General features: G+C 36.9%; 22 protein-coding genes. 18 read left to right on the forward strand and 4 right to left on the reverse strand.

The features are described from left to right. Positions 1–30 precede the first annotated feature (30 nt). Positions 31–729: a RadC family protein gene (gene radC / locus P2086_RS16985; protein WP_317897954.1), complete on the reverse strand. Its 699-nt coding sequence runs from the start codon at positions 727–729 to the stop codon at positions 31–33. Between the two features lie 89 nt (positions 730–818). Between radC and P2086_RS16990 the strand changes: the two genes are divergently transcribed. Then, positions 819–2,081, forward strand: coding sequence for an MFS transporter (locus tag P2086_RS16990; RefSeq protein WP_317897955.1), 1,263 nt, complete (start codon positions 819–821; stop codon positions 2,079–2,081). A 42-nt stretch (positions 2,082–2,123) separates the two neighbouring features. Here P2086_RS16990 and P2086_RS16995 read toward each other — a convergent pair whose 3' ends face one another. The 3 genes from P2086_RS16995 to P2086_RS17005 form a co-directional block, all read right to left on the reverse strand. Next, positions 2,124–2,456: a single-stranded DNA-binding protein gene (locus P2086_RS16995; RefSeq protein WP_317897956.1), complete on the reverse strand. Its 333-nt coding sequence runs from the start codon at positions 2,454–2,456 to the stop codon at positions 2,124–2,126. Between the two features lie 234 nt (positions 2,457–2,690). Further along, the gene (locus P2086_RS17000; RefSeq protein ID WP_317897957.1) at positions 2,691–3,038 is read right to left on the reverse strand and encodes a single-stranded DNA-binding protein; all 348 of its coding nucleotides are present in this window, start codon (positions 3,036–3,038) and stop codon (positions 2,691–2,693) included. A gap of 136 nt (positions 3,039–3,174) precedes the next feature. Further along, a complete protein-coding gene (locus tag P2086_RS17005; protein ID WP_317897958.1) occupies positions 3,175–3,522 on the reverse strand; it encodes a single-stranded DNA-binding protein in 348 nt (115 codons plus the stop codon). A 498-nt stretch (positions 3,523–4,020) separates the two neighbouring features. Here P2086_RS17005 and P2086_RS17010 point away from each other — a divergent pair, with 498 nt between their 5' ends. The 17 genes from P2086_RS17010 to P2086_RS17090 all read left to right on the forward strand — a co-directional run bounded on the left by P2086_RS17010 (position 4,021) and on the right by P2086_RS17090 (position 21,084). Then, positions 4,021–4,455 (forward strand): VOC family protein, encoded by a 435-nt coding sequence (locus tag P2086_RS17010; protein WP_317897959.1) that lies wholly within the window; start codon positions 4,021–4,023, stop codon positions 4,453–4,455. A 28-nt stretch (positions 4,456–4,483) separates the two neighbouring features. After that, positions 4,484–5,005: a GNAT family N-acetyltransferase gene (locus P2086_RS17015; protein WP_317897960.1), complete on the forward strand. Its 522-nt coding sequence runs from the start codon at positions 4,484–4,486 to the stop codon at positions 5,003–5,005. Between the two features lie 92 nt (positions 5,006–5,097). After that, entirely contained in the window at positions 5,098–5,796 is a 699-nt protein-coding gene (locus P2086_RS17020) for a DUF1826 domain-containing protein (protein WP_317897961.1), read from the forward strand. A 298-nt stretch (positions 5,797–6,094) separates the two neighbouring features. Further along, positions 6,095–6,523, forward strand: coding sequence for a hypothetical protein (locus P2086_RS17025; RefSeq protein WP_317897962.1), 429 nt, complete (start codon positions 6,095–6,097; stop codon positions 6,521–6,523). 142 nt (positions 6,524–6,665) lie between these two features. Beyond that, positions 6,666–7,058, forward strand: a complete 393-nt coding sequence (locus P2086_RS17030) for a DUF1801 domain-containing protein (protein WP_317897963.1) — start codon at positions 6,666–6,668, stop codon at positions 7,056–7,058. 1 nt (position 7,059) lies between these two features. Further along, positions 7,060–7,425, forward strand: coding sequence for a DUF2200 domain-containing protein (locus tag P2086_RS17035; RefSeq protein ID WP_317897964.1), 366 nt, complete (start codon positions 7,060–7,062; stop codon positions 7,423–7,425). A 290-nt stretch (positions 7,426–7,715) separates the two neighbouring features. Next, the gene (locus P2086_RS17040; protein WP_317897965.1) at positions 7,716–8,060 is read left to right on the forward strand and encodes a hypothetical protein; all 345 of its coding nucleotides are present in this window, start codon (positions 7,716–7,718) and stop codon (positions 8,058–8,060) included. Then, positions 8,053–8,640 carry a T9SS type A sorting domain-containing protein gene (locus P2086_RS17045; RefSeq protein ID WP_317897966.1) on the forward strand — a complete coding sequence of 196 codons (588 nt, stop codon included), beginning with the start codon at positions 8,053–8,055 and terminating at the stop codon, positions 8,638–8,640. Before P2086_RS17040 ends, P2086_RS17045 begins: the two co-directional genes overlap by 8 nt. A 292-nt stretch (positions 8,641–8,932) precedes the next feature. Further along, the gene (locus P2086_RS17050; protein WP_317897967.1) at positions 8,933–11,536 is read left to right on the forward strand and encodes a glycine-rich protein; all 2,604 of its coding nucleotides are present in this window, start codon (positions 8,933–8,935) and stop codon (positions 11,534–11,536) included. A 398-nt stretch (positions 11,537–11,934) separates the two neighbouring features. After that, complete coding sequence (locus P2086_RS17055) at positions 11,935–12,165, forward strand: hypothetical protein (protein WP_317897968.1); 231 nt, start codon at positions 11,935–11,937, stop codon at positions 12,163–12,165. Beyond that, the gene (locus P2086_RS17060; protein WP_317897969.1) at positions 12,155–12,490 is read left to right on the forward strand and encodes a type II toxin-antitoxin system PemK/MazF family toxin; all 336 of its coding nucleotides are present in this window, start codon (positions 12,155–12,157) and stop codon (positions 12,488–12,490) included. Before P2086_RS17055 ends, P2086_RS17060 begins: the two co-directional genes overlap by 11 nt. 218 nt (positions 12,491–12,708) lie before the next feature. Continuing rightward, positions 12,709–14,100 carry a T9SS type A sorting domain-containing protein gene (locus tag P2086_RS17065; RefSeq protein ID WP_317897970.1) on the forward strand — a complete coding sequence of 464 codons (1,392 nt, stop codon included), beginning with the start codon at positions 12,709–12,711 and terminating at the stop codon, positions 14,098–14,100. A gap of 361 nt (positions 14,101–14,461) precedes the next feature. Continuing rightward, entirely contained in the window at positions 14,462–14,911 is a 450-nt protein-coding gene (arr, locus tag P2086_RS17070; RefSeq protein WP_317897971.1) for an NAD(+)--rifampin ADP-ribosyltransferase, read from the forward strand. A gap of 216 nt (positions 14,912–15,127) precedes the next feature. Next, positions 15,128–16,324, forward strand: a complete 1,197-nt coding sequence (locus P2086_RS17075; RefSeq protein ID WP_317897972.1) for a PAS domain-containing sensor histidine kinase — start codon at positions 15,128–15,130, stop codon at positions 16,322–16,324. Between the two features lie 260 nt (positions 16,325–16,584). Further along, positions 16,585–17,571 (forward strand): ligand-binding sensor domain-containing protein, encoded by a 987-nt coding sequence (locus tag P2086_RS17080; protein WP_317897973.1) that lies wholly within the window; start codon positions 16,585–16,587, stop codon positions 17,569–17,571. A gap of 338 nt (positions 17,572–17,909) precedes the next feature. Next, entirely contained in the window at positions 17,910–19,691 is a 1,782-nt protein-coding gene (locus P2086_RS17085) for a T9SS type A sorting domain-containing protein (protein WP_317897974.1), read from the forward strand. Between the two features lie 208 nt (positions 19,692–19,899). After that, positions 19,900–21,084 (forward strand): Lcl domain-containing protein, encoded by a 1,185-nt coding sequence (locus P2086_RS17090; RefSeq protein ID WP_317897975.1) that lies wholly within the window; start codon positions 19,900–19,902, stop codon positions 21,082–21,084. Positions 21,085–21,140: the final 56 nt, after the last annotated feature.

Consider the following 21,140-nt stretch of genomic DNA (forward strand, 5'->3'; position numbering starts at 1 on the left):
AGATTAGGTGTAAGTAAAAAAGTTTAATTCTCAAATTAAGCCATCATCCGAAAAACTAAAATATTTTTGATCGCCAATAATCACATGATCTAACAAGGAAATATCAAATAATTTAAGCGCTTCTTTGAGTTTTTTTGTAATCGATTTATCTTGTTCACTCGGAAAAATTTGTCCACTCGGGTGATTGTGTGCTATTACTAAACCACTCGCTGCATTTTCAACAGCCATTTTGCAAATAAGTCTTACGTCAACTACTGTTCCCGAAACACCTCCTTTACTTAAGCGTTCTTCCTTTAACACCTGATTGGCACGGTTTAAGAGTAGTACCCAAAATTCCTCATGTGGTAAATCGCTTAAATGTTTATGAAGTAATTGATAAGCCACATGGCTTGAAGTGATTTTAACTCGTTCAATAGTTTCAGATTCCTTCCTCCGTCTACCCAGCTCAAAGGCAGCGGAGATAGTCACTGCCTTAACTTCGCCAATTCCTTTAAATTTTTTCAGATCGTTGAGACTCAATTTTGCTAATTCATTTATATTGTTGCTATGATTCGATAACATACGCTGTGCCAATTGAACAGCCGTTTCGTTTCTATTGCCCGAACCGAGGATAATGGCGATTAGTTCTGCATCGCTCAGGGTATGTCTACCCGATCCTGAAAATTTTTCTCTTGGTCTATCGTCTTCTGCCAGCGATTTAATGGTAATGTGTTTTGAATAGTCTTCCATATATTTTGTAATAATTTATAAATTGTTCATTTAATTTGTTGGCTAAGCCATACTGCTTAATAGGTTTTGTTTAATTTTGGGACATATTTATGGCTTTCATCCAAACTGATTCGCTTCAGGTTTTTAAAATAAAAGAGTTCCGTTTATTTATTCTGGTACGTTTGTTCTTAACGCTGGCAATACAAATGCAGTTCAGCACCATTTATCTTCAAATCTATTACGAGTATTCAAAAGATGAGCTCATCTTAGGTTTGATAGGTCTTGCTGAAGCCATTCCCTTTATTGCTACTTCCTTTTTTAGCGGACATTATGTGGATCTTTTTTCCAAGAAAAAAATTATTCTCCTCAGTACAATGCTATTAATGCTCGGTGCCGTGTTTCTGTTTTTAAATGCACAAGCTACCATTCATTTGTTGCACAGTGCAGGAATTGGTGTTTTGTTTTCTATTGTTTTTCTTTTTGGGATCATTCGTGCATTTTTAGGTGCTACTACTAATCCCTATTTAAGTCAACTCGTTCCGCGGAAAGACTACACCCACTCTGCCACCTGGAACAGTACCGCCTGGCATACAGGTGCTATTCTTGGTCCCGTGTTAGCTGGTTTAATTTACGGGCATAACAACAGTTACAATGCGCAATGGTGTCACTTTATTGAAATAGTCTTATTTCTTATTTCGCTTATTTTAATTATCCGAATCAACAATCCTGGTGCTGCCGAACATCGTGAAAAGCGTGAGTCTGTCTTTGAGAGTATGAAAGTGGGGCTCAATTTTGTTTTCAAAACTAAAATGGTTCTCAGTGCTATTTCACTCGACCTATTCGCGGTTCTTTTCGGTGGAGCAGTCGTTTTAATTCCAGCCTTTACAGATAAAATTTTACATCTTGGTCCTGAGGCATACGGTTTATTAAGAACCGCTCCAGCCATCGGCGCTGTAGTTTCAGCCTTTATTATGGCCGCATATCCTCCAGCAAAAAAAGCTGGTATTGCATTAATTTGGTCTGTGATTGCATTTGGAATTTTTACCATATTATTCGGACTCAGTAAAAGTTATTGGATGGCCTGTGCCATGCTTTTCTTTACCGGCGCTTTCGACAATGTAAGCGTTGTAGTGCGTCATAGCATTTTGCAATTAATGACACCGAATAACATGCGCGGAAGAGTGAGTGCCATCAACAATATTTTTGTTGGAAGCAGTAACGAAATTGGTGCTTTTGAAAGCGGCGTTACGGCTAAGTTTATGGGACTTATTCCTTCTATTATTTTTGGAGGCGGCATGACCATTTTAGTTGTACTGGGGATTCATAAAATTAATCCTAAACTCAAAGAACTTGATATTAACGAGCTTTCTTAAATTAAAGCTTCACCTGCCTCATGCAGATGAAGCTTTAATTTGCTAGGACTGTTTTTGATTTAATGCTACTTCGTTAGCTACCACTTCGGTCACATATTTTTTCTGACCGTTTTTATCGGTATAGTTACGGGTTACTAGTTTTCCTTCTATGCTTACGAAGCTTCCTTTTTTAAACTCGTTTTCAACGCGTTCTGCCACTTTGCCCCAGGCAATGATGTAATGCCATTGTGTGTCGGAAGATCTTTCGCCACTTCGTGTTGTGAATTCCTCTTTTGTAGCCATTGAGAATTTTGCAAGTTTTCCGTTTTCGAAATTTTTAATTTCAGGATCGTTACCTAGGTTTCCTGTTAATTGTACTTTGTTTATTGCATTCATGATATTTGTTTTTTTATGGTTTATAATTTAAGCTCCGCTTATACGGTGCATTTCTTTTAACACAGAGGGACTGAGGCACAGAGGCACTGAGGTTTTTTCTGTGGTGTTTTTTATTCTGTTAACTGTGCTCCGCTTACACGGTGTTCTTTTTTTCAACGCAGAGAGACTGAGCCTCAGAGACACCGAGAGTTTTCTCTATGCCTGAGTGTCTCTGCTACTCAGTGTTTATTTATGTTAGGCAGCCTGCACTTGTTTAGCGAATACAAATAATTCGTTCGCCACAATTTCTGTGCTAGAGCGTTTTACACCTTCTTTATTTACGTAGGAGCGGTTGAATAATTTACCGTCCACTGTTACCTGTGTACCCTTTGTAAGGATTTTCTCTGCTATACCCGCTAAATTTCCCCAGGCAATAATCGAGTGCCATTGCACATCGGTTACTTTTTCACCTGTTTTTGTTTTGTAGGTTTCTGATACTGCTATATTAAAGCGAGCAAGTTTGTTTCCGTTCTCTAATACTTTTACTTCTGGGTTTGCACCTAAACGTCCAACTAATTGTACGTGATTTTTAATGTTCATCATTTTTTGTTTTTTTAATTTATTTTAATTTTTACCTCCGCTTACACGGTACTCTTTTTTCAACACAGATGACTAAGGCACGGAGGCACTGAGGTTTTTTCTGTGCCTCAGTGTCTCTGTTACTCAGTGTTTATAGATGCTAGGCAGCCTGCACTTGTTTAGCGAATACAAATAATTCGTTCGCTACAATTTCTGTACTTGAGCGTTTTACACCTTCTTTATTTATGTAGGAGTGGTTGAATAATTTACCGTCCACTGTTACCTGTGTACCCTTTGTAAGGATTTTTTCAGCGATACCCGCTAAATTTCCCCAGGCAACAATCGAGTGCCATTGCACATCGGTTACTTTTTCACCTGTTTTTGTCTTGTAGGTTTCTGATACTGCTACATTAAAGCGAGCAAGTTTGTTTCCGTTCTCTAATACTTTTACTTCTGGGTTTGCACCTAAACGTCCAACTAATTGTACGTGATTTTTAATGTTCATCATGGTTTTTTGTTTTTTAATTGTTCTTTCTTGTTATTTATTTTTCTTTTTGACCTTCTTTACTCAAATACGGATTAGTGTTATTTGTGCAATATGTCTCTGTTTTTTTTGTGTCTTTTTAAAATCTGAATTCAAACCGCGTTATTTCAAATCGACAATGCAAAGGTGGGGTGAGTGAAAAACTTTATTCGGTTTTTAAACATTTGTATTCGAATATAACCGACAACAAACGACTAACGTCGGATAATTTTATCTGTAAGCTATTTATTATCAATAGTATACAAAACAAAAAGGTTTAATGAAAAAAATTGAGTTATTTTTATTTTGCGCAGGTCTTTTTTGTGTTTATATGTTATTTAGGGGACGTTGTAAGTACCAACTTTGCCAATTTAGGCTAACACAAAATACTGATGACGCACACAACCACCTTTTTTGACGCTTTTACACCTTAATTATTTAGGGTTTAGCGGTACATTTGGATAACAACAAAAAATAAAACTAATGGCACAAATAAATCCTCACATTAACTTCAACGGAAATGCCGAAGAAGCATTTACCTTTTACAAATCAGTATTTGGTGGAGAATTCGCAAAGATTATGCGTTTCAAAGAACTTGCAAACACTGAATTTCCAGTCGCAGAAAGTGAAGCAAATAAAATAATGCACATTGCTTTGCCTATTGGAAAAACTGTTTTAATGGCAAATGATGTTCCTGAAATTATGGGAAAAACAAATGAAAACGAGAACAGAAGTAAAATTGTAATAAGCGCGGAAAGTAAAGAAGAGGCAGACAAATTATTTAAAGGTCTATCAGCAGGTGGACAAATTGAAATGCCTATTGCAGACAGCCCCTGGGGTACCTATTTCGGAATGTTTAGAGATAAATATGGAATTGAATGGATGGTAGATTTTGACCCAAACTATAATGTAAAATAGTACCAAAGCAAAACAACAAACGCCTCAAGTGCCTGATACTAATATGATTTTTGAAACGACAAAACTATATGTTAGACAACTAGAAACAAATGACGCAGCTGCATTTTTCGAGTTAATGGGTAATCCAAATGTTATGAATCCGATTCCTCAAAAACCTTTTAACGAAAAAGAAAGCGTTTCTAAATTGGCTGAACTAATCCTATTGGAAAAATCATCAGACACTAAAATTTGGTGCTTATGCCAAAAGGGTAATAATAAACTAATTGGAATTTGTGGTGTTTTAAAAAATGATGATAAGGAAGATGAAATTGTTTATCGAATTATTGAAACGTACTGGGGCAATGGTTACGGGACAGAAATAGCAAAAGGACTTATCGATTATTGTTTTGTTACAATGAAATCTAACCTTATAACTGCAGACGTTTGTATTGAAAATGTTAAATCAGTAAAAATATTGAATAAGTATTTTACAATTGAAAAAGAATTTTTTAACCCTGAGGATAACTGTATAGATAGACGATATGTTTTAAAAAGAGAAAACTGGTTATAACGGTTAGCAATGACCGTTTTGCAGATCAACGCTCAAATACATATTTTAAGTACGTAAAAAAAAGTATCCATTTATAAAACGCTAAACTTATTATGAAAAATATATCGCTTCCTGAAAATCAAACTTATTGCGTTGCGAGCTTTGAAGACCTTGTTTCCACGCCTTTTCATGGGGAAATGAACGCGATTAGCTGGACGCGTGAACTAAGAGGTGATTTTTCTGAGATTGTACATAAGTTAGAACTAAAAGAAAATATAACGGTAGTCAGTCAAGAAAATCTTTTTGAACTTGAGTTGACTAAAGAGGGACAACTAGCACGTGAAATTCTTTTAAATGACATGAAATTGTTGAAAGCTCATGGTGCATCTCCAACCCTTAATCTGATCAAGTATTATGAGATGGATGATACCTACCCTTTTTTTCCAACCGATGTTTATTCTTTTCATGTGGATCGCTCTCCTATACCAACCGATACCTTTTTATGTACTTACTATGGCGAGGCGAGTGAAATATTACAAAATTCCCAAGCCGAACAAAAAGTGCTTGTTCCCGAAATTCGTGAGCAACTCAAAAAACTATTTCAAGGATCAGATGAAAAATTTGAATCCTTTTTAAGTGAACATTTCTTTGATTTACACTATCAAGCTAAAACAAACGCAAACCTTATCAACTTAGGAATAGGTCACTTATGGCGCTTAGCGGTTGATCATCCTGAAAGTAAAACGCTTCCTTGTATTCACCGGGCACCAAAAGAAAAAACTGGCGAGAAACGCTTGTTATTGATTTGTTGAATGCATTTTATTAAGTACATAGTTTTATGTATTTACTGATTTAATAAACATTTACTTTTAAACCGTCGAACTTGGCTAGTACGCTTACAAAAAAACATCGATACACATTTACTTTTTAACCGAAACAAAAAAAACGATAAATAAATTTGCGCAACTCGGTAGCTGCACATATATTTCAATCCTGAAAGCGGCGTAATTAAACACTAAAAAATGAAACAAGACATGTGTTGTTGAATAGCTTAGAAAAATTATTAGCATCAAGAATAAAAGCCATAAGCAGCCATAATTTTACATCGATATGAACGTAGAAAAACAAATCAAAGAGTATATCTCAACTCAACCCGAACCAAAACATAGCGAAATGCAAACGTTACATCAGCGCATACTGTTAGTGCTACCAAAATGTAAATTATGGTTCTTAGACGGTAGAGACGATAAAGGTAAAATTGTTTCTAATCCTAACATAGGATATGGACTTCAAACAATAAACTATGCAGATGGAAAAACAAGAGAGTTTTATCAAATTGGCCTAAGTGCAAACACAGTTGGAATCTCCGTTTATATAATTGGTATAGATGATAAGACCTATTTAACCAAAACGTATGGAAAAAAACTAGGTAAGGCGAGCGTGACCGGGTATTGCATTAAATTTAAAACGATAAAAGACATAAACATAGATGTGCTTGAAGCGGCCATACTGTATGGAGTTAAGGTTACGACTCCATAGATTTCAATCGGTAAAAAAAGTATGCTAATGAAAACATCAAGAAATTTATTTATTTTTCTATTTGTTTTCGTAAATTTATATTAGACTATGGCAGTCACCATTACAGCGACTGCAAAAGTAAAACGTAACTATTCACACTGAAATGAACAAAGAAATTAAATCCTACAATGATGGGCAAGAGGCGGCTGACAAAGAAATTTGCGAACTACTTGCGAAGGTAATTGACAATGAACTAACTGAATCTAAAAATAAAATTTGGCATGCTCATCCTGTTTGGTTTTTAGAAGGCAATCCAATTGTTGGCTACAGTAAACAAAAAAAAGGATTGAGACTTATGTTTTGGAGTGGCGCAGACTTTGAAGAAGAAAATTTAAATGTAAGGGGTGAAAAATTTAAAGATGCCTCTATTTTCTACAATGATGTTTCAGAAATTAAAACCAAAGACTTAAAACGTTGGCTTAAAAAATCGAGAGAAATACAATGGGATTATAAAAACATAGTAAAAAGAAAAGGACAACTTGAAAGATTAAAATAGCATGAAAATAACAGCAGAGCATAATGAGCGCATGGCTAAAATGACATTTGCTACCGTTTATCCGCTTTACATTAATAAAGTGGAGCGTAAAGGCAGAACAAAAAAAGAATTGCACCAGGTAATAGAATGGCTAACCGGCTTTGACGATAAGAAACTACAAGAACTGATTGACAAGAATGATACCTTTGAATCCTTTTTTAAGAAAGCCAAACTAAACCCAAATGCTCATTTGATAACAGGCTTAATTTGCGGATACCGGATAGAAGAAATTGATAATACACTCACAAAACAAGTAAGGTATTTAGATAAATTGGTGGACGAGTTAGCGAAAGGAAAGAAAATGGAAAAAATTTTGAGGGTTGCGTAAAGAAACAAATAACTGAAATTTATTTTGCGCTCTTTCCATTTTTAATTACGGCATAACACATTTGATTTTCTTACAATGTCGTGTGAAATTTCTATATCTCCACTAAATCAATAATTTTTACTTTAAATATCAGAGATATTTTTTATATTAGATTAAATTAAAACCCATTTAATCTCCATTAAGTTAATTACATAAACGCATATGCCATAGTCGAGTAGTGTATGTTTTGTTATACTTTGCGAATTCTAAGATAATTACAGAGACAAAAAACATAATAAAAATAGAGACCCATGAAAAAACATTACGTAAGCATTTTAATCGTGGCACTTTTATTTACCGCTAGCGTTTCTTTTTCGCAGGTGAATTCTTATTTTCTGAATAACCCGGTTTGGACGATATCTAGTGGATGTCAAATACAAACCAGTTCTTGTATTGAGAATAAAAAATACAACTATTACATTACTGGTGACACAATAATAAATTCGTTGGTGTACAAGATAATACGGGAAAAGGGACAGGTCTGGTACTACCCTGGGCCCTTTGGTCCCTCGCAGGAATATTGTCCGCCATCGTACCAATATACTTTTAGTTATAATGTGCACTATTTACGCTCATCTGGCAAAAAAGATGTTTAAATATCAAAGTGGTAGCGAATGCTTATTATATGACTTCAATCTACAAGTTGGGGATACACTTCCCCAATTATGTATGAGTTGGGAAACTAATATTAAAGTTACCGCGATAGACAGCATTTTTACACCCTACGGATATCGCAAACGTTTTAAGTTGTCGAAATCTAAACCGTATCTATATGAAGGAATAGGAAATACTGCGGGATTAGTTGAACCGATTGGGCCAGTGATGGAGTGTGGATATACTCTGCAATGTTTCAGTTTAAATGATATAGCCTATGTTCCAACTGTTGGGGCATCGTGCGATTTGCGCGTTGGGATTGACTCTTACGAAAGTGATGTAGCTCCTTCCGTTTTTCCAAATCCTTTTAACGACTTTGCTACTATTTCGTTTAACGCCATTTTAACTAAGGCACATCTTAATCTTTATAATTATATTGGAGAGAAAGTAATGACCCGCGAAGAAATTTTTGGCGAGAGCACGACTATTGAAAAGGGTTCTTTAAAATCTGGCGTCTATTTTTTTGAGATCATACAGGACAGTGAAAAAATGGCGACAGGCAAATTGATCATTACGGATTGATCGGAAATAGGTTAGTTTATTTTGTTTGCTTACAAGGGGCGACAGACTTGGATTTTTAAGTGGCAGAACAATTACAAGCCAGCGGACAATTACGGGTCCTACAAAACAGTAGCCCCAGATTGAAAAACACTCCGATTTCGCACTGTACTTTTAACCTACTGCATTAAAAAAAATGCATTTTGACTCCATATATTTAATAACTTAGATCTACTATCAAAAAACATTAACTGTATAAAAGAAAATAGAAAAAACTTTAAGACAATAATTCGAACAAAATAAAATACCCCACACCATGAAAAGAAAAATTTACAAATTAGTATCAGGTGCAAAAACGGAATTATTAGCACTTGCGTTGGCCCTGTTTTCAATTACGGCATACTCACAAACAACTTACACGTTCAGTTACACTGGAGGTCAGCAAACCATCGCCCTTCAGGCAGGTTCTTATTCCGTTCAGTGTTGGGGAGCAAAGGGAGAATCAGCTGTGAACCAACCGACTGGAGGTATAGGAGGTTATTCTGCAGGAACATTTAGTCTTAGTTCTACAACGACCGTATACGTTTCAGCAGGAGGTAAAGGAAGTTTAGGACCTTCTTCAGGCGCATTTGCGAATGGTGGTTGGAATGGTGGCGGACAAGGATACGGAAGTACTGTTATAGGAGCTGGTGGTGGTGGCGCGTCACATATAGCAACAGTAACAGGGGTTTTAAGTGCTTTATCGAGTAACACATCCGCAATTATTATAGTTGCCGGCGGTGGCGGTGGCTCTGGATATGCTGGTGTTGGCGGTAATGGTGGTGGAGTAACTGGTGGAAACGGAAATAGTGGCACTGGTGGTACTACTGGTGGCACTTTCGGAGTTGGAGCAATTGGAACAACCGCCGGTACTTGCGGTGGTGGTGGTGGTGGTTGGTTCGGAGGTAACTTAGGTAGTCCTGGAAATACTGGTGGAGCTGGCGGCGGCTCAGGCTACATTGGAGGACTTATCAGTGGTATTACTGTTCAATCAGGTCAAACCGGTTTTGTGTCCGATCCCGATGTTACAGGAAACGGCTTGGTACTTATTACAGAGTTATGTAACATTTCCATCTATTCTTCCGGTACCAATAGTTTAAATCCTTCGATTTGCAGTGGACAATCACTCACCCTAACAACCAACGCAACCAGTAATTACTCTTGGAGTACAGGGCAGACAACCAATTCCATCGTGGTGGCACCAAACACCAATACTGTTTATTCTCTTGTGGCTACCAGTTCGCTGAACTGTAGTACAAGTACCACCAGAAGTGTAACGGTAAGTTCCCTTCCACCTGTCATCAGTATCTCAAATCCAAGCAACAACATTTGTTTAGGAAAAACAGTTTCACTCACAGCTTCAGGCGCACTCACCTACACCTGGGTGAATGCCGGTGTGGTGAATGGACAAACATTCACACCTTCGGCAACAGCTGCTTACACTGTAATGGGGCAAAACGGTTGTGGTACTACAAACGCAACCACTACTATAACGGTTGCACCTCTGGTGGTAACAGCAACTGCGCCGGTAACGCTTGTGTGTGCAGGTTCAACGGCCACACTTACAGCTACTTCCGCAGTTCCCAATTACACGTGGTTGCCCGGACCATTTACAGGTAGTACGGTAGTAGCATCTCCAACCGCAAATACATTATATACAGTTATAGCTAGTGACGGCGCATGCAATGGTACTGCAACATTGAACATCACTACTAAAGTCACTCCAACTATTACATCTTCTGCAAGTTCTGCTACTATATGTCAAGGCCTGAGCACAACTCTAAATGCTTCTGGTGCCGGAACCGGTGGAACATACAGCTGGACACCAGGTGGAGCGGGTTCTCAAATAACTGTTTCGCCAGCAACATCAACTCTCTATACATTGATGGGCACCAACACTCTTAATTGCACAGGACTGACCCAACAACTTGTAATAGTAGACAATATGCCAATATTTAACGTGGTCGCTAATAAAACGTTGGTTTGCTCAGGACAAACGGTGAACCTTGTTGCAAGTGGTAATAGTATAAGTGGTTTTGTATGGACTAATGGACCATCAACAGGAACTTACACACCAACAGTGAGCACCACAAATGTGTATACTGTAACTGCGAGCCATAGTGCCAATACTTGTACAGCTACAAAAACAATTGTTGTTGCAGCCATCATTCCTAATGTTACATTTCCGGTCGACACTAGTATTTGTGCTGGCGGAACTGCAACCATAACGGCCAGCGGCGCCACTTCTTATGTGTTTAATGGTCTAACTAATGGTACATCAGGTACTACTATTTTTCAGCCACAACAAACTACGACTATTACAATTATAGCAACAACAACATCGCTCACCACAAACTGTCCGCTTACACAAACTCTGCTGCTTAGTGTAAATCCACTACCAACATTAACAGTTGTAGCAACACGAACTGCTATCTGTAAATCTGAAACCAATACTCTAACACCAAGTGGTGCTCAGAGTTTTACATTGACAAGTGCGACTGGAGCAACAAACACCGGAACTTCATTTGTAATCACGCCAACTGCAAGTGTTCTTTATACTGTTACTGGTACCGATTCTAAAGGATGTAAAGCTGAGTTAGTATTACAAGCCAAAGTAAATACTTGCAACAGCTTGAACGAATTTAACTTTAATACTACAGCATGGCTTGTATATCCAAATCCAAGTAATGGAACATTTATATTAAAGTCAGATGTGCCGCTAGATCTTACGCTTGTTAACGAACTTGGACAGCAAGTGCGAACTATACAACTGGAGGCGGCAAATGGTTTCTCTGTTGAGATCAAGAATCTGCGTGCTGGAATTTATTTTGTGATCGATAAAAATAGTTCTGGTACAGCCAGGAAGATAGTGGTGGAGTAGAAATCAGAAATTTAGAATTTAGTAAAAGGGTTGTCTTAAAAAGACAGCCCTTTTTTATTTCGTTGAGTTTTGTTCACAAAGCCGCATGTATTCATAACACGGGGCTTAATATCAGCCGAGACATGTGCAACAGGAAAAGTTTCGAAGTCTCTTCCAAATTAATCACATCACTTTTAAATATCTGATACAATTCGTATCTTGTTATTTATTGAAAACCCATGCAATCAAGATTAGCCGATAACAATTGCTTACAAATGTGTAAACCTATTTGTTGTCGCTTTTTTGGCGGTTAGTAGGTAGTTAGCGGGCACGCCTGACAGACTCCGCTAGGACAACTGACACAAAAATAAATTTGGAGTATATACTTTTAATATATACCTTTATAAAAACAATCTGACATGAAAACTTTATCATTAAAACTTGACGACGAAATTTATAATGACGCCGAAAAAATTACTTCAAAGTTAAAACTTGCAAGAAATCGTTACATTAACGAAGCGGTAAGTATTTACAATCTTTACAATTCAAGACGTCTTTTAAAAAAACAACTCGAGAAGGAATCTAAACTAACGAAAGCTGACTCAATGACCATATTACACGAATTTGAAAAGTTGATAGATGAAGCTTAAACAATATGATATTTGGCTTGCAGACCTGAACCCACGAATAGGGACCGAGCCAGGAAAAACCAGACCTGTTGTAATTATTCAAACAGACTTATTGAATGAATTTCATCCATCAACTATTGTGTGTCCGGTGACTTCAAAAGTAAATAAGGACATTCAATTGTTACGAGTTCATTTAAAAAAAGACCAACTTGACAAGGCTTCAGATATATTAGTTGATCAAATCCGTGCAATAGACAATAGCCGACTTAAAAAAAGGCTCGGCGCTTTGACAAAGGATCAAATTCAAACACTCAAGGCAAATACTAGAATCGTTCTGGACATATAAGGCACGACCCGCTAACAGCTACTGGCAATTTTTTGCGTGTTAACGCTCAAATGCATAACTTGGACATAGCAAAAAACTGCAAGTAGCCGCAATCCGTTATGCGGCATGCAACCTCGGACGACGGCTTTACTTTTTCATCTGAATTATTACCTTTGTATCTCGGTTGACAATGTTTCGGCCTGACAAGAACCAATAAATAGCCTCAAATACCACACACAATGAAAAATCTACTACTCTTTAACATTGCTCTGCTCTGGATGTCCAGCGACCTAAAAGCACAAATTATCGCCTCGGGTTGTATGTCAAGTTCTTCGTATTTTTTATGCAGTACTTTCGGATCTCCGATGGCCTGCGGATATAATGCGTTTGGGGAACTTGGCAACGAAATAAATCCAACCTATAATATACCTATAAACGTGAATGGGCTATCTGGTATTATTGCAATAAGTGGTGGACAAAACTATTCGCTCTTTCTGAAAAATGATGGTAACATTTGGGCTTGCGGCGACAATTCATCCGGCCAGTTGGGAATTGGATCAGCCACAATTAGCAGTACTCCTATAAAGTTGAACGGGCTCTCAGGTGTCACTGCAGTGTCGGCGGGAGAGCGTCATTCTCTCTTTCTAAAAAATAATGGCACCGTTTGGGCTTGCGGCTATAACGAATATGGACAATTGGGAGACGGTACAAATACAAACAAAAATTTACCATCACAAGTGAATGGTTTAAGCGGCATTACTGCAATAAGCGCAGGAAGATACCATTCTTTATTTCTGAAAAACGACGGCAGCGTCTGGGCTTGCGGATATAATTTTTTTGGCGGATTGGGAGACGGAACAGTTATAGATAGGAACATACCGGTTCAAGTGAACGGATTATCAAGTATAAAAGCAATAGGCGCAGGTGAGTGGCATTCCCTTTTTCTGAAGAATGACGGTAGTGTTTGGGCGTGCGGCTACAACGGAACATATATAGACAATAAAATATCAGTACAGGTAATTGGACTATCAGGTATCACCGCAATAGGAGCAGGAGCCCGGGTATCTCTTTTTCTGAAAAATGATGGCAGTGTTTGGGCTTGTGGAAATAATAGTGCGGGACAATTGGGTGACGGAACAAATACAAGCAAGGGTTCGCCTGTTCTAGTGAGTGGGTTATCAGGCATTACTGCAATAGCTGCTGGACACAGTCATTCGATCTTTCTCAAAAATGATGGCAGTGTTTGGACTTGCGGAAATAATAGTGCGGGACAATTAGGCGATGGTTCCTTTACACATATGAACTTGCCAGTACAGACGATCTTAATAGTTAACGGACAATGTACCTCGCTTGTTAGTATTGGTAGTGAAGTAAGCAATGATTTTTCAAAACTTAAGATCTTTCCAAATCCTGCAAAGGATTTTATAACAATTGAGACCATCGGGAACATGCCGCAGAGAAAAGTAAAAATATTTAGCAATACTGCGCAGGAGGTCTTTCAATCATCCTTTAGTGATTATCGTATCAATCATTCTTTAAACATTGATATTTCTACTCTTTCTCCGGGTATCTATTTTATTCGTTTTTTAGATGAAGGAAGGCAAGTAAATGGAAAGTTTGTGAAAGATTAGGAAGGGGATTTTTTATTAAAAAAATGAAAAGCAATTTCAAAATCGATCCAAAAAACAACTCACTACTAACATTTCAATAGACAGCACCTCGATGATTTAGGATGCTGGAGCAAAGGCGCACGACCGCATAACACGGGCCTAGCACCAGCCGGGACATCTATGCACGCAAAAGCAATTTTTCTTCATTTGCCCCTTCGGGACATTTTTTTATTTTACTTTTGCTCGGTTTATTGTAAATTCACGTTGGACAGCGGAGTAATATAGCAACCGGCGGCATTTTAGGACGCGGCCGGCGCCAGGCCTGATTCCGTTACAAATAGTTTACACATAAAAAATAAAACCAAAACTACAAGCTAAAACGATGGCTAAAAACAAAGGCAACAACCCTCTCAACCAAGGCCTCAGCCCCTTTGCTCAAACCTATTTTCACGGGACAAAAGCAGACTTAAACATTGGAGGCTTCATTGAGCCGGGTTTCAATTCCAATTTCGGAAAAAGAAAAAACGCGAAGTACATTTTTCTCTCAGCAACATTAGATGCCTCTATCTGGGGCGCTGAACTTGCTTTTGGTGACGGGCGTGAAAGAATTTATTTAGTAGAACCAACAGGCCCTATTGAAGATGATCCTGATTTAACGGATAAAAAATTTCCGGGTAATCCAACAAAATCGTATCGTTCAACACATCCCTTTAAAGTGGTGGGTGAAGTAACACTTTGGCAAGGTCATTCTGCCGAACAAATTAAAACCATGAAAGACGCCTTAGCGAAACTCAAAGAACAAGGTATTGATTCGCTCAACGATGAAGAATAGGTCGTCAAAAACCTTACTTTGTTATCTTGCGTAATCGCAATTTCCTTTACGAACAAACTTATACAGCTTCCTTTTTTTCATTAGCAACGAAACCTGCTTTAAATAGCGTACATTCACGGTGAACAATAAAATAGGTGGTTTACGCCAGTTCTTATTTACCTCCCGCAATGACAGGTTAGGTTCTAATACATCAATTAAACATAAGAGCTAAATAAAATGGAAAACAATCAGAACAATCAGAAAATTCTTAGAAACAGATACGTACCCACCACTGAATTTTATAGTCAGGTTATTGACAGCTTACAAGATTATTCCATTTTCACTATCGATAAAGAATTTATTATCAATAGTTGGAGTTCTGGCTCCACAAAAATATTTGGTTACACAACAGAAGAAGTTATTGGAAAACCATTCGATTTAATATTTACTGAGGAAGATTTTAATAAAGGAATTCCGAAAAGTGAAATTGAAACAGCTTTAAAGGATGGTCGAGCAACAGATAACCGATGGCACATTGCTAAAGACAAAAGTCTGTTTTATGCCTATGGTTTGGTTTTTCCACTCATTGATGCATACGGCGAGGTGTTTGGTTACGTTAAAATTTTACGTGACTTAACAGATAGAAAACGATCGGAAGATGCTATAAAAAAATATGTGCGAGAATTAGAGGATCTCAATACGCATAAAGAGAGTGTTCTGGCAATTCTTTCACACGATTTAAGAAGTCCACTTTCAGGAATTATTGGAACAGCTAAATATTTGAAAGAAAATTTTCATAAAATGAAGCCGGTAGCCGTTCAGGAAATGCTTGACTTGCTTTATAAATCATCAACCGATGAATTAGAAATGTTAGACTATTTAGTAGAATGGGCTAGAATAAAATACGCATCTGATGTTTTTTCTCCAACAAAACTAAAACTAACCGACTACATTGATAAAGTATTTGCTTCTCTCAACGAAAGTGCTTTAGTTAACGCTGTAAATCTTCATCATGAAATTGAAGAAGAAACTTCAGTGTTTGCAGATCGAAAAATGTTGATTTCGATTATTCAAAACATTGTTTCAAACGCGATAAAACATACTGAAAAAGGAGGAAAGATAACGGTTTCTGCAAAAAGCCAGGACGGAAAAATTATTGTTCGCGTGAAAGATAACGGAATTGGTATGTCGGAAGAAATCATGCAAAAACTTTTTACTCCACAAATGAAAACCCTTTCACAAACAAGAAAGAACGGCAAAGGAGCTGGAATTGGCTTGTTATTGGTAAAAGGCTTTTTAGAAAAAAATGGAGGTGAAATATGGGTAGAAAGTATTGAAGGCGAAGGCTCCTCTTTTTATTTCACCTTACTCATTGAAAAAGAAAAACATAAAGTAGGCGATTCTGATGAAATTATGTTTGATGAAAGTGCATAGTTCGAGCTTAGTAGAAGTATTTTTTATTTAAATCACAACTAATTTTCCAGGTTTTGGCTAGGCAAAAAAATGTCCTACCTCCTCCCCTTACATTATCAATAAGGGCATACAAGGATCTTTATTTCATTTTGTTTTTGCAGGGGTTTTCCGTAATTTCATTTAAAAATTTAAGGTTAGTTGTTTCGCGATTTTTTCCAATCGACTATAGCCGAAAATAAATTACGTCTCTTTACCCAAATCCCACAAATAAAAAATAACATATGAAAAAACTATTTCTGATTTTAGCCCTTGCAGTTTTTAGTATTCCATTTTCTAATTCGCAGAATGTAACGCTTCCAATAAAATTCGATAAAAAAATTCTGGATCACATTTTTGTGACATCCATTGCAATTAATAAAAATAATATTGCTTGGATAGGAACATTTAAAAACGGATTGATACGGTACGATGGTAAAGAAACTATTTTTTACAATTCTAAAAATTCGTGCATTAATGATACAGTATCCATACCCGACATTAAAATTGATGGGAATGGAAACATTTGGATAGCGAACAACGCACTAATAAAATACGATGGAAAAAAATTCACACTGTTTAATTCGCACAACTCGAAGATACCTGAAGACTATGTTAGTGCAATCGTAGTTGACTCCAAGAATACGATTTGGTTTACCTCATGTAGACATCAACTGGGAGGACTGGTAAAATATGATGGAAAAAACTTTACCGTTTTTACTCCTAAGAATTCCAAATTGCCAGTAAATCTTATACAGAGTATAGCCATAGATAAGAACGACAACCTTTGGTTAGCTGTGTTCGAATCGGCAGGTACTTCCTATTTAGTTAAAAAAAGTAATGACAATTGGACTAAGTATGGGCGCGCAGAATTAGGCTTTAGTCCATATAATTTGAGAAACATAAAAATTAACAGTAAAAATGAGGTTTATGTATCAATTGATTATTCACTGTCAAGTTCAATTGGTGGGGAGCATCCTACACTATTTACTTTTAATGGGCAAAAAAGTGAGATATTAAAATCAGATAAATCTTTTGGCTGCAAATTACTAAATATAGATCATGAGGATAATTTATGGTGTGCCGAAAATTCTAATTATAGTGTTTATTCAGGTAATAAATGGATACAATCGGGAAAGACAAATTTTGAAGGGATATTTGCAATTGAACAAACAAAAGACAATAAAATTTGGATGGGCACAGGAGATGGCGTTTATATTCAGACCAAATAAATATTTTGAAAATTTAAAAGAACGAGAAATACCAAAGTGTTTTTTGTAAGACACAAAACAAACAACAGGTGTGAACTAACCAATAACCAATACTAGTCAACCCATAGCTATTATTGCGAATTCAACGACTGATATAAACCCACCAACGACAACTTAAAGTCAACACTAGTGAAATCGTTTTGATTTAGATCTTAACGCATTTTGCACAAATTTTTCTTTTGAATTCGTTTTCGTAACTTCATATTAGAGTTCGGAGGTATTTTAACTTTGGTTTTCATTCAAAAGCGATTAGCGACAATCTGAATTCCGCTATCGAAAATTTAATTGTAACAAATAAAATGCAAAAACATTCGAAGATAAATAGAGTTAGTTTGATGCTCACCATTTTATTTTCGCTATTCCTATGCAATTCAGGAAACAAATTACACGCACAACTCAGTTACAAAGTTTTATTCATCGGCAACAGTTATACCAGTGTTAATAATTTACCGCAACTCATACACGATGTTGCTTTGTCTGCGGGGGATACGTTAATTTTTGATAGTTATACTCCCGGCGGATATCAATTAATAGATCATAGTATTGACATCAATTGTCAAAATAAAATAATAGCTGGCGGTTGGGATTATGTGGTTATTCAAGGACAGAGTCAGGAACCTGTTGTTGCATCTAATCAATTTAATAATGGTGCTGCAGCTTTGTATACATTAATAAGACATTATAATCCCTGTGCAGTAATCATGCCTTACATGACCTGGGGAAGAAAAAACGGAGATGCTTCTTTATGCCCCAACTTTCCACTTATGTGCAGCTACCAAAGTATGGACAATGAACTAAAACTTCGTTATTTGAACCTTGCTTCGAATCTTAATGGAGAAGTATCTCCCGTTTCCGTAGTTTGGAAATACCTTCGGCAAAATTATTCCATTATAAATTTGTACCAACCAGACGAAAGTCACCCCTCACCAGAGGGATCTTATGCAGCAGCTTGTTGTTTCTATGCAAGTCTTTTTAAAAAAGATCCTACTTTTATTACTTTAAATTCTGGCTTAAATGCAAACGATGCTACCATAATAAAAAATGCGGCCAAAACACAAGTCTTTGACAGTTTACAAGTGTGGAATTATAAGAAACTACCAGTAGCTAATATTCATTTTCAAATAGGTCCCGGTATTAACGAGGTTATTTTTCAAGCACCCAACCAAGGTGTAATACAAAGTACTTTGTGGGATTTTGGAGATGGCGCAACGTCCACTACCCCCTACTCCACCCACTCCTATTCCGCCAACGGAACATACACGGTAACCTTAACTACAACAAATTGCGATTTACTAGGCTTACATATCGCTTTTGCAGATACTGTTATTCAATTCTGCAGCCATACACCCACTATTTATGCATCTCATCCTTGGGTGTGCAATGTGGATACGATTTGGACACAAGTAGCCGATTCTTATCAATGGTATCTTTATGGTACTGTTTTGCCTGAAACCAATCAATACCTAACAAATTTTGCCCAGTATAACTCTATGGGATTTTCGGTTCTTTCTACACTTAATGGTTGCGCTGAATTATCTAAAACATATACAAACAGTCCACAATGGTCAGGTTTTTACTTTGACGCATTAGGAGACCCTTGTATTGGAGATACAGTCGCATTAGCTGTATTGCATACAAACGGTTTTTTGTCTGGTTTAGAAACTATACTTTGGTATAAAAATAATTTGCTCTTACCTTCTATGATAAATATGGACACTTTATTTATTTCTTCATCAGGAAAATTCGAGTGTAAAGTTGTTAACCCAAACTCTAATTGTCCCTTAGATACAACCTCTTACTTGATCGAATATGATTGTGGTCAGATTGTTGGAATTGACAAAAGACATCAGAATAACTTTTGGACTCTTTTTCCGAATCCAGCTTCAGAAAGCGTTACTATTAAATTTACTGATTTCAGTGGAAAAGATCAGATTCAACTTTATAATGCGGTGGGGCGTTTAATAAAAGAAATGGGTGTATCTGAAGAAACAATTCTTACTATTTCAGATTTACCGAAGGGACTTTATTTTATCCGGCTAAAAAATAACGGCCGGCATTCTTTAAAATTTTTTAAAGAGTAGAAATTATACTAGACTGTAAGCTCCCTCAATTATTTGAACCGCTCAAAGTCTAATTTTTAATTAAATTTAATTTTTAATCTTTTCAAATCTAATTTTAACAGACTTGCGTTATTTTAAAAGAGCTTTTGTAAAAAAATTATGTTAGTTTCGTACTTGATCCCCAAACTGTTCCCAATAATTTAAATTTTCTTTATTTAAAAAAAACCAAATGAAAAAATCAATTTTAAATTTAGCATTCCTTCTGTTAGGAATTATTAGTTTTTTAGGCTGTAAGAAAAAAGAAGAGCCTCCCCGCACTCCCGTATTACCAACCGTAGTTACCAGTCCTGTAACCAGTATAACAACCAGCTCAGCACTATGTGGCGGGGAAGTAATCACAGATGGCGGGTCACCTATTTTGGATAGAGGGTTAACCTGGGGTACAGCTCCTAATCCAATTTATGCTCAGGCAGGTAATTTTTCTACGAATGATGGATCGGGCACTGGAAAGTTTATTAGTAATATGGTTAATGGCAATCCTCCCAATTGTATCCTTCCCGGAACTACATATTTTGTGAGGGCTTGGGCAAGAAATAGTGACGGCATTGCTTACGGCAATGAGCAAACTTTTACCACTCCTAGTCCATCTTTAGCAACAATTACAACTGCCACAATATCCGCTATTACAGAAACTTCAGCTGTAAGTGGTGGGGATGTTATATCCGATGGTGGGGCTCCTGTACTTTCAAAAGGAGTGTGTTGGAGTACTTCACCAAATCCTACCTCCGATCTAAGTACTAAAAGTATGGACGGAGGCAGTATCGGATTATTTACAAGTAATTTATTAAATCTTTTATCGAACACCACTTATTATGTTAGAGCTTACGCTACCAATTCTATCGGCACCTCATACGGAAATGAAATTATCTTTACAACTAACCTAGGTGTTGGAGATAGTTATCAAGGAGGAGTTATTGCCTACGTATTGCAACCAGGAGATACCGGATATGATGTAAACACACAACATGGTATTATAGCAGCCGCAACTGATCAAAGTGCTTCTGCACCGTGGGCACTCACTCTTACTTCAACTGGCGCAAATGCCCAAACAATAGGCTCAGGTAAAAACAATACAAATGCAATTGTTAGCAATCAGGGTGCAGGAACTTATGCTGCGGCTTTATGCGACAACTTGGTATTAGGTGGTTACAGTGATTGGCATTTACCAAGCTTAAATGAGTTAACTAAATTATTCTTAAATAAAGACAAAATTGGCGGCTTTGCAGTTGCATTTTACTGGAGCTCCAGTGAGGATAATACCAATACAGCGTGGACACAATCGTTCAATTCCAACTCCCAAGCTCCTGGCACTAAAACTACTAACTACAATGTAAGAGCTGTGCGTTACTTTTAATAAAATTATAATTAAATTGTATTTGGTAATTTATAATAGTTGTAAAGGATTACAAA

The organism is Aurantibacillus circumpalustris, from assembly GCF_029625215.1.
GTDB lineage: Bacteria > Bacteroidota > Bacteroidia > B-17B0 > Aurantibacillaceae > Aurantibacillus > Aurantibacillus circumpalustris.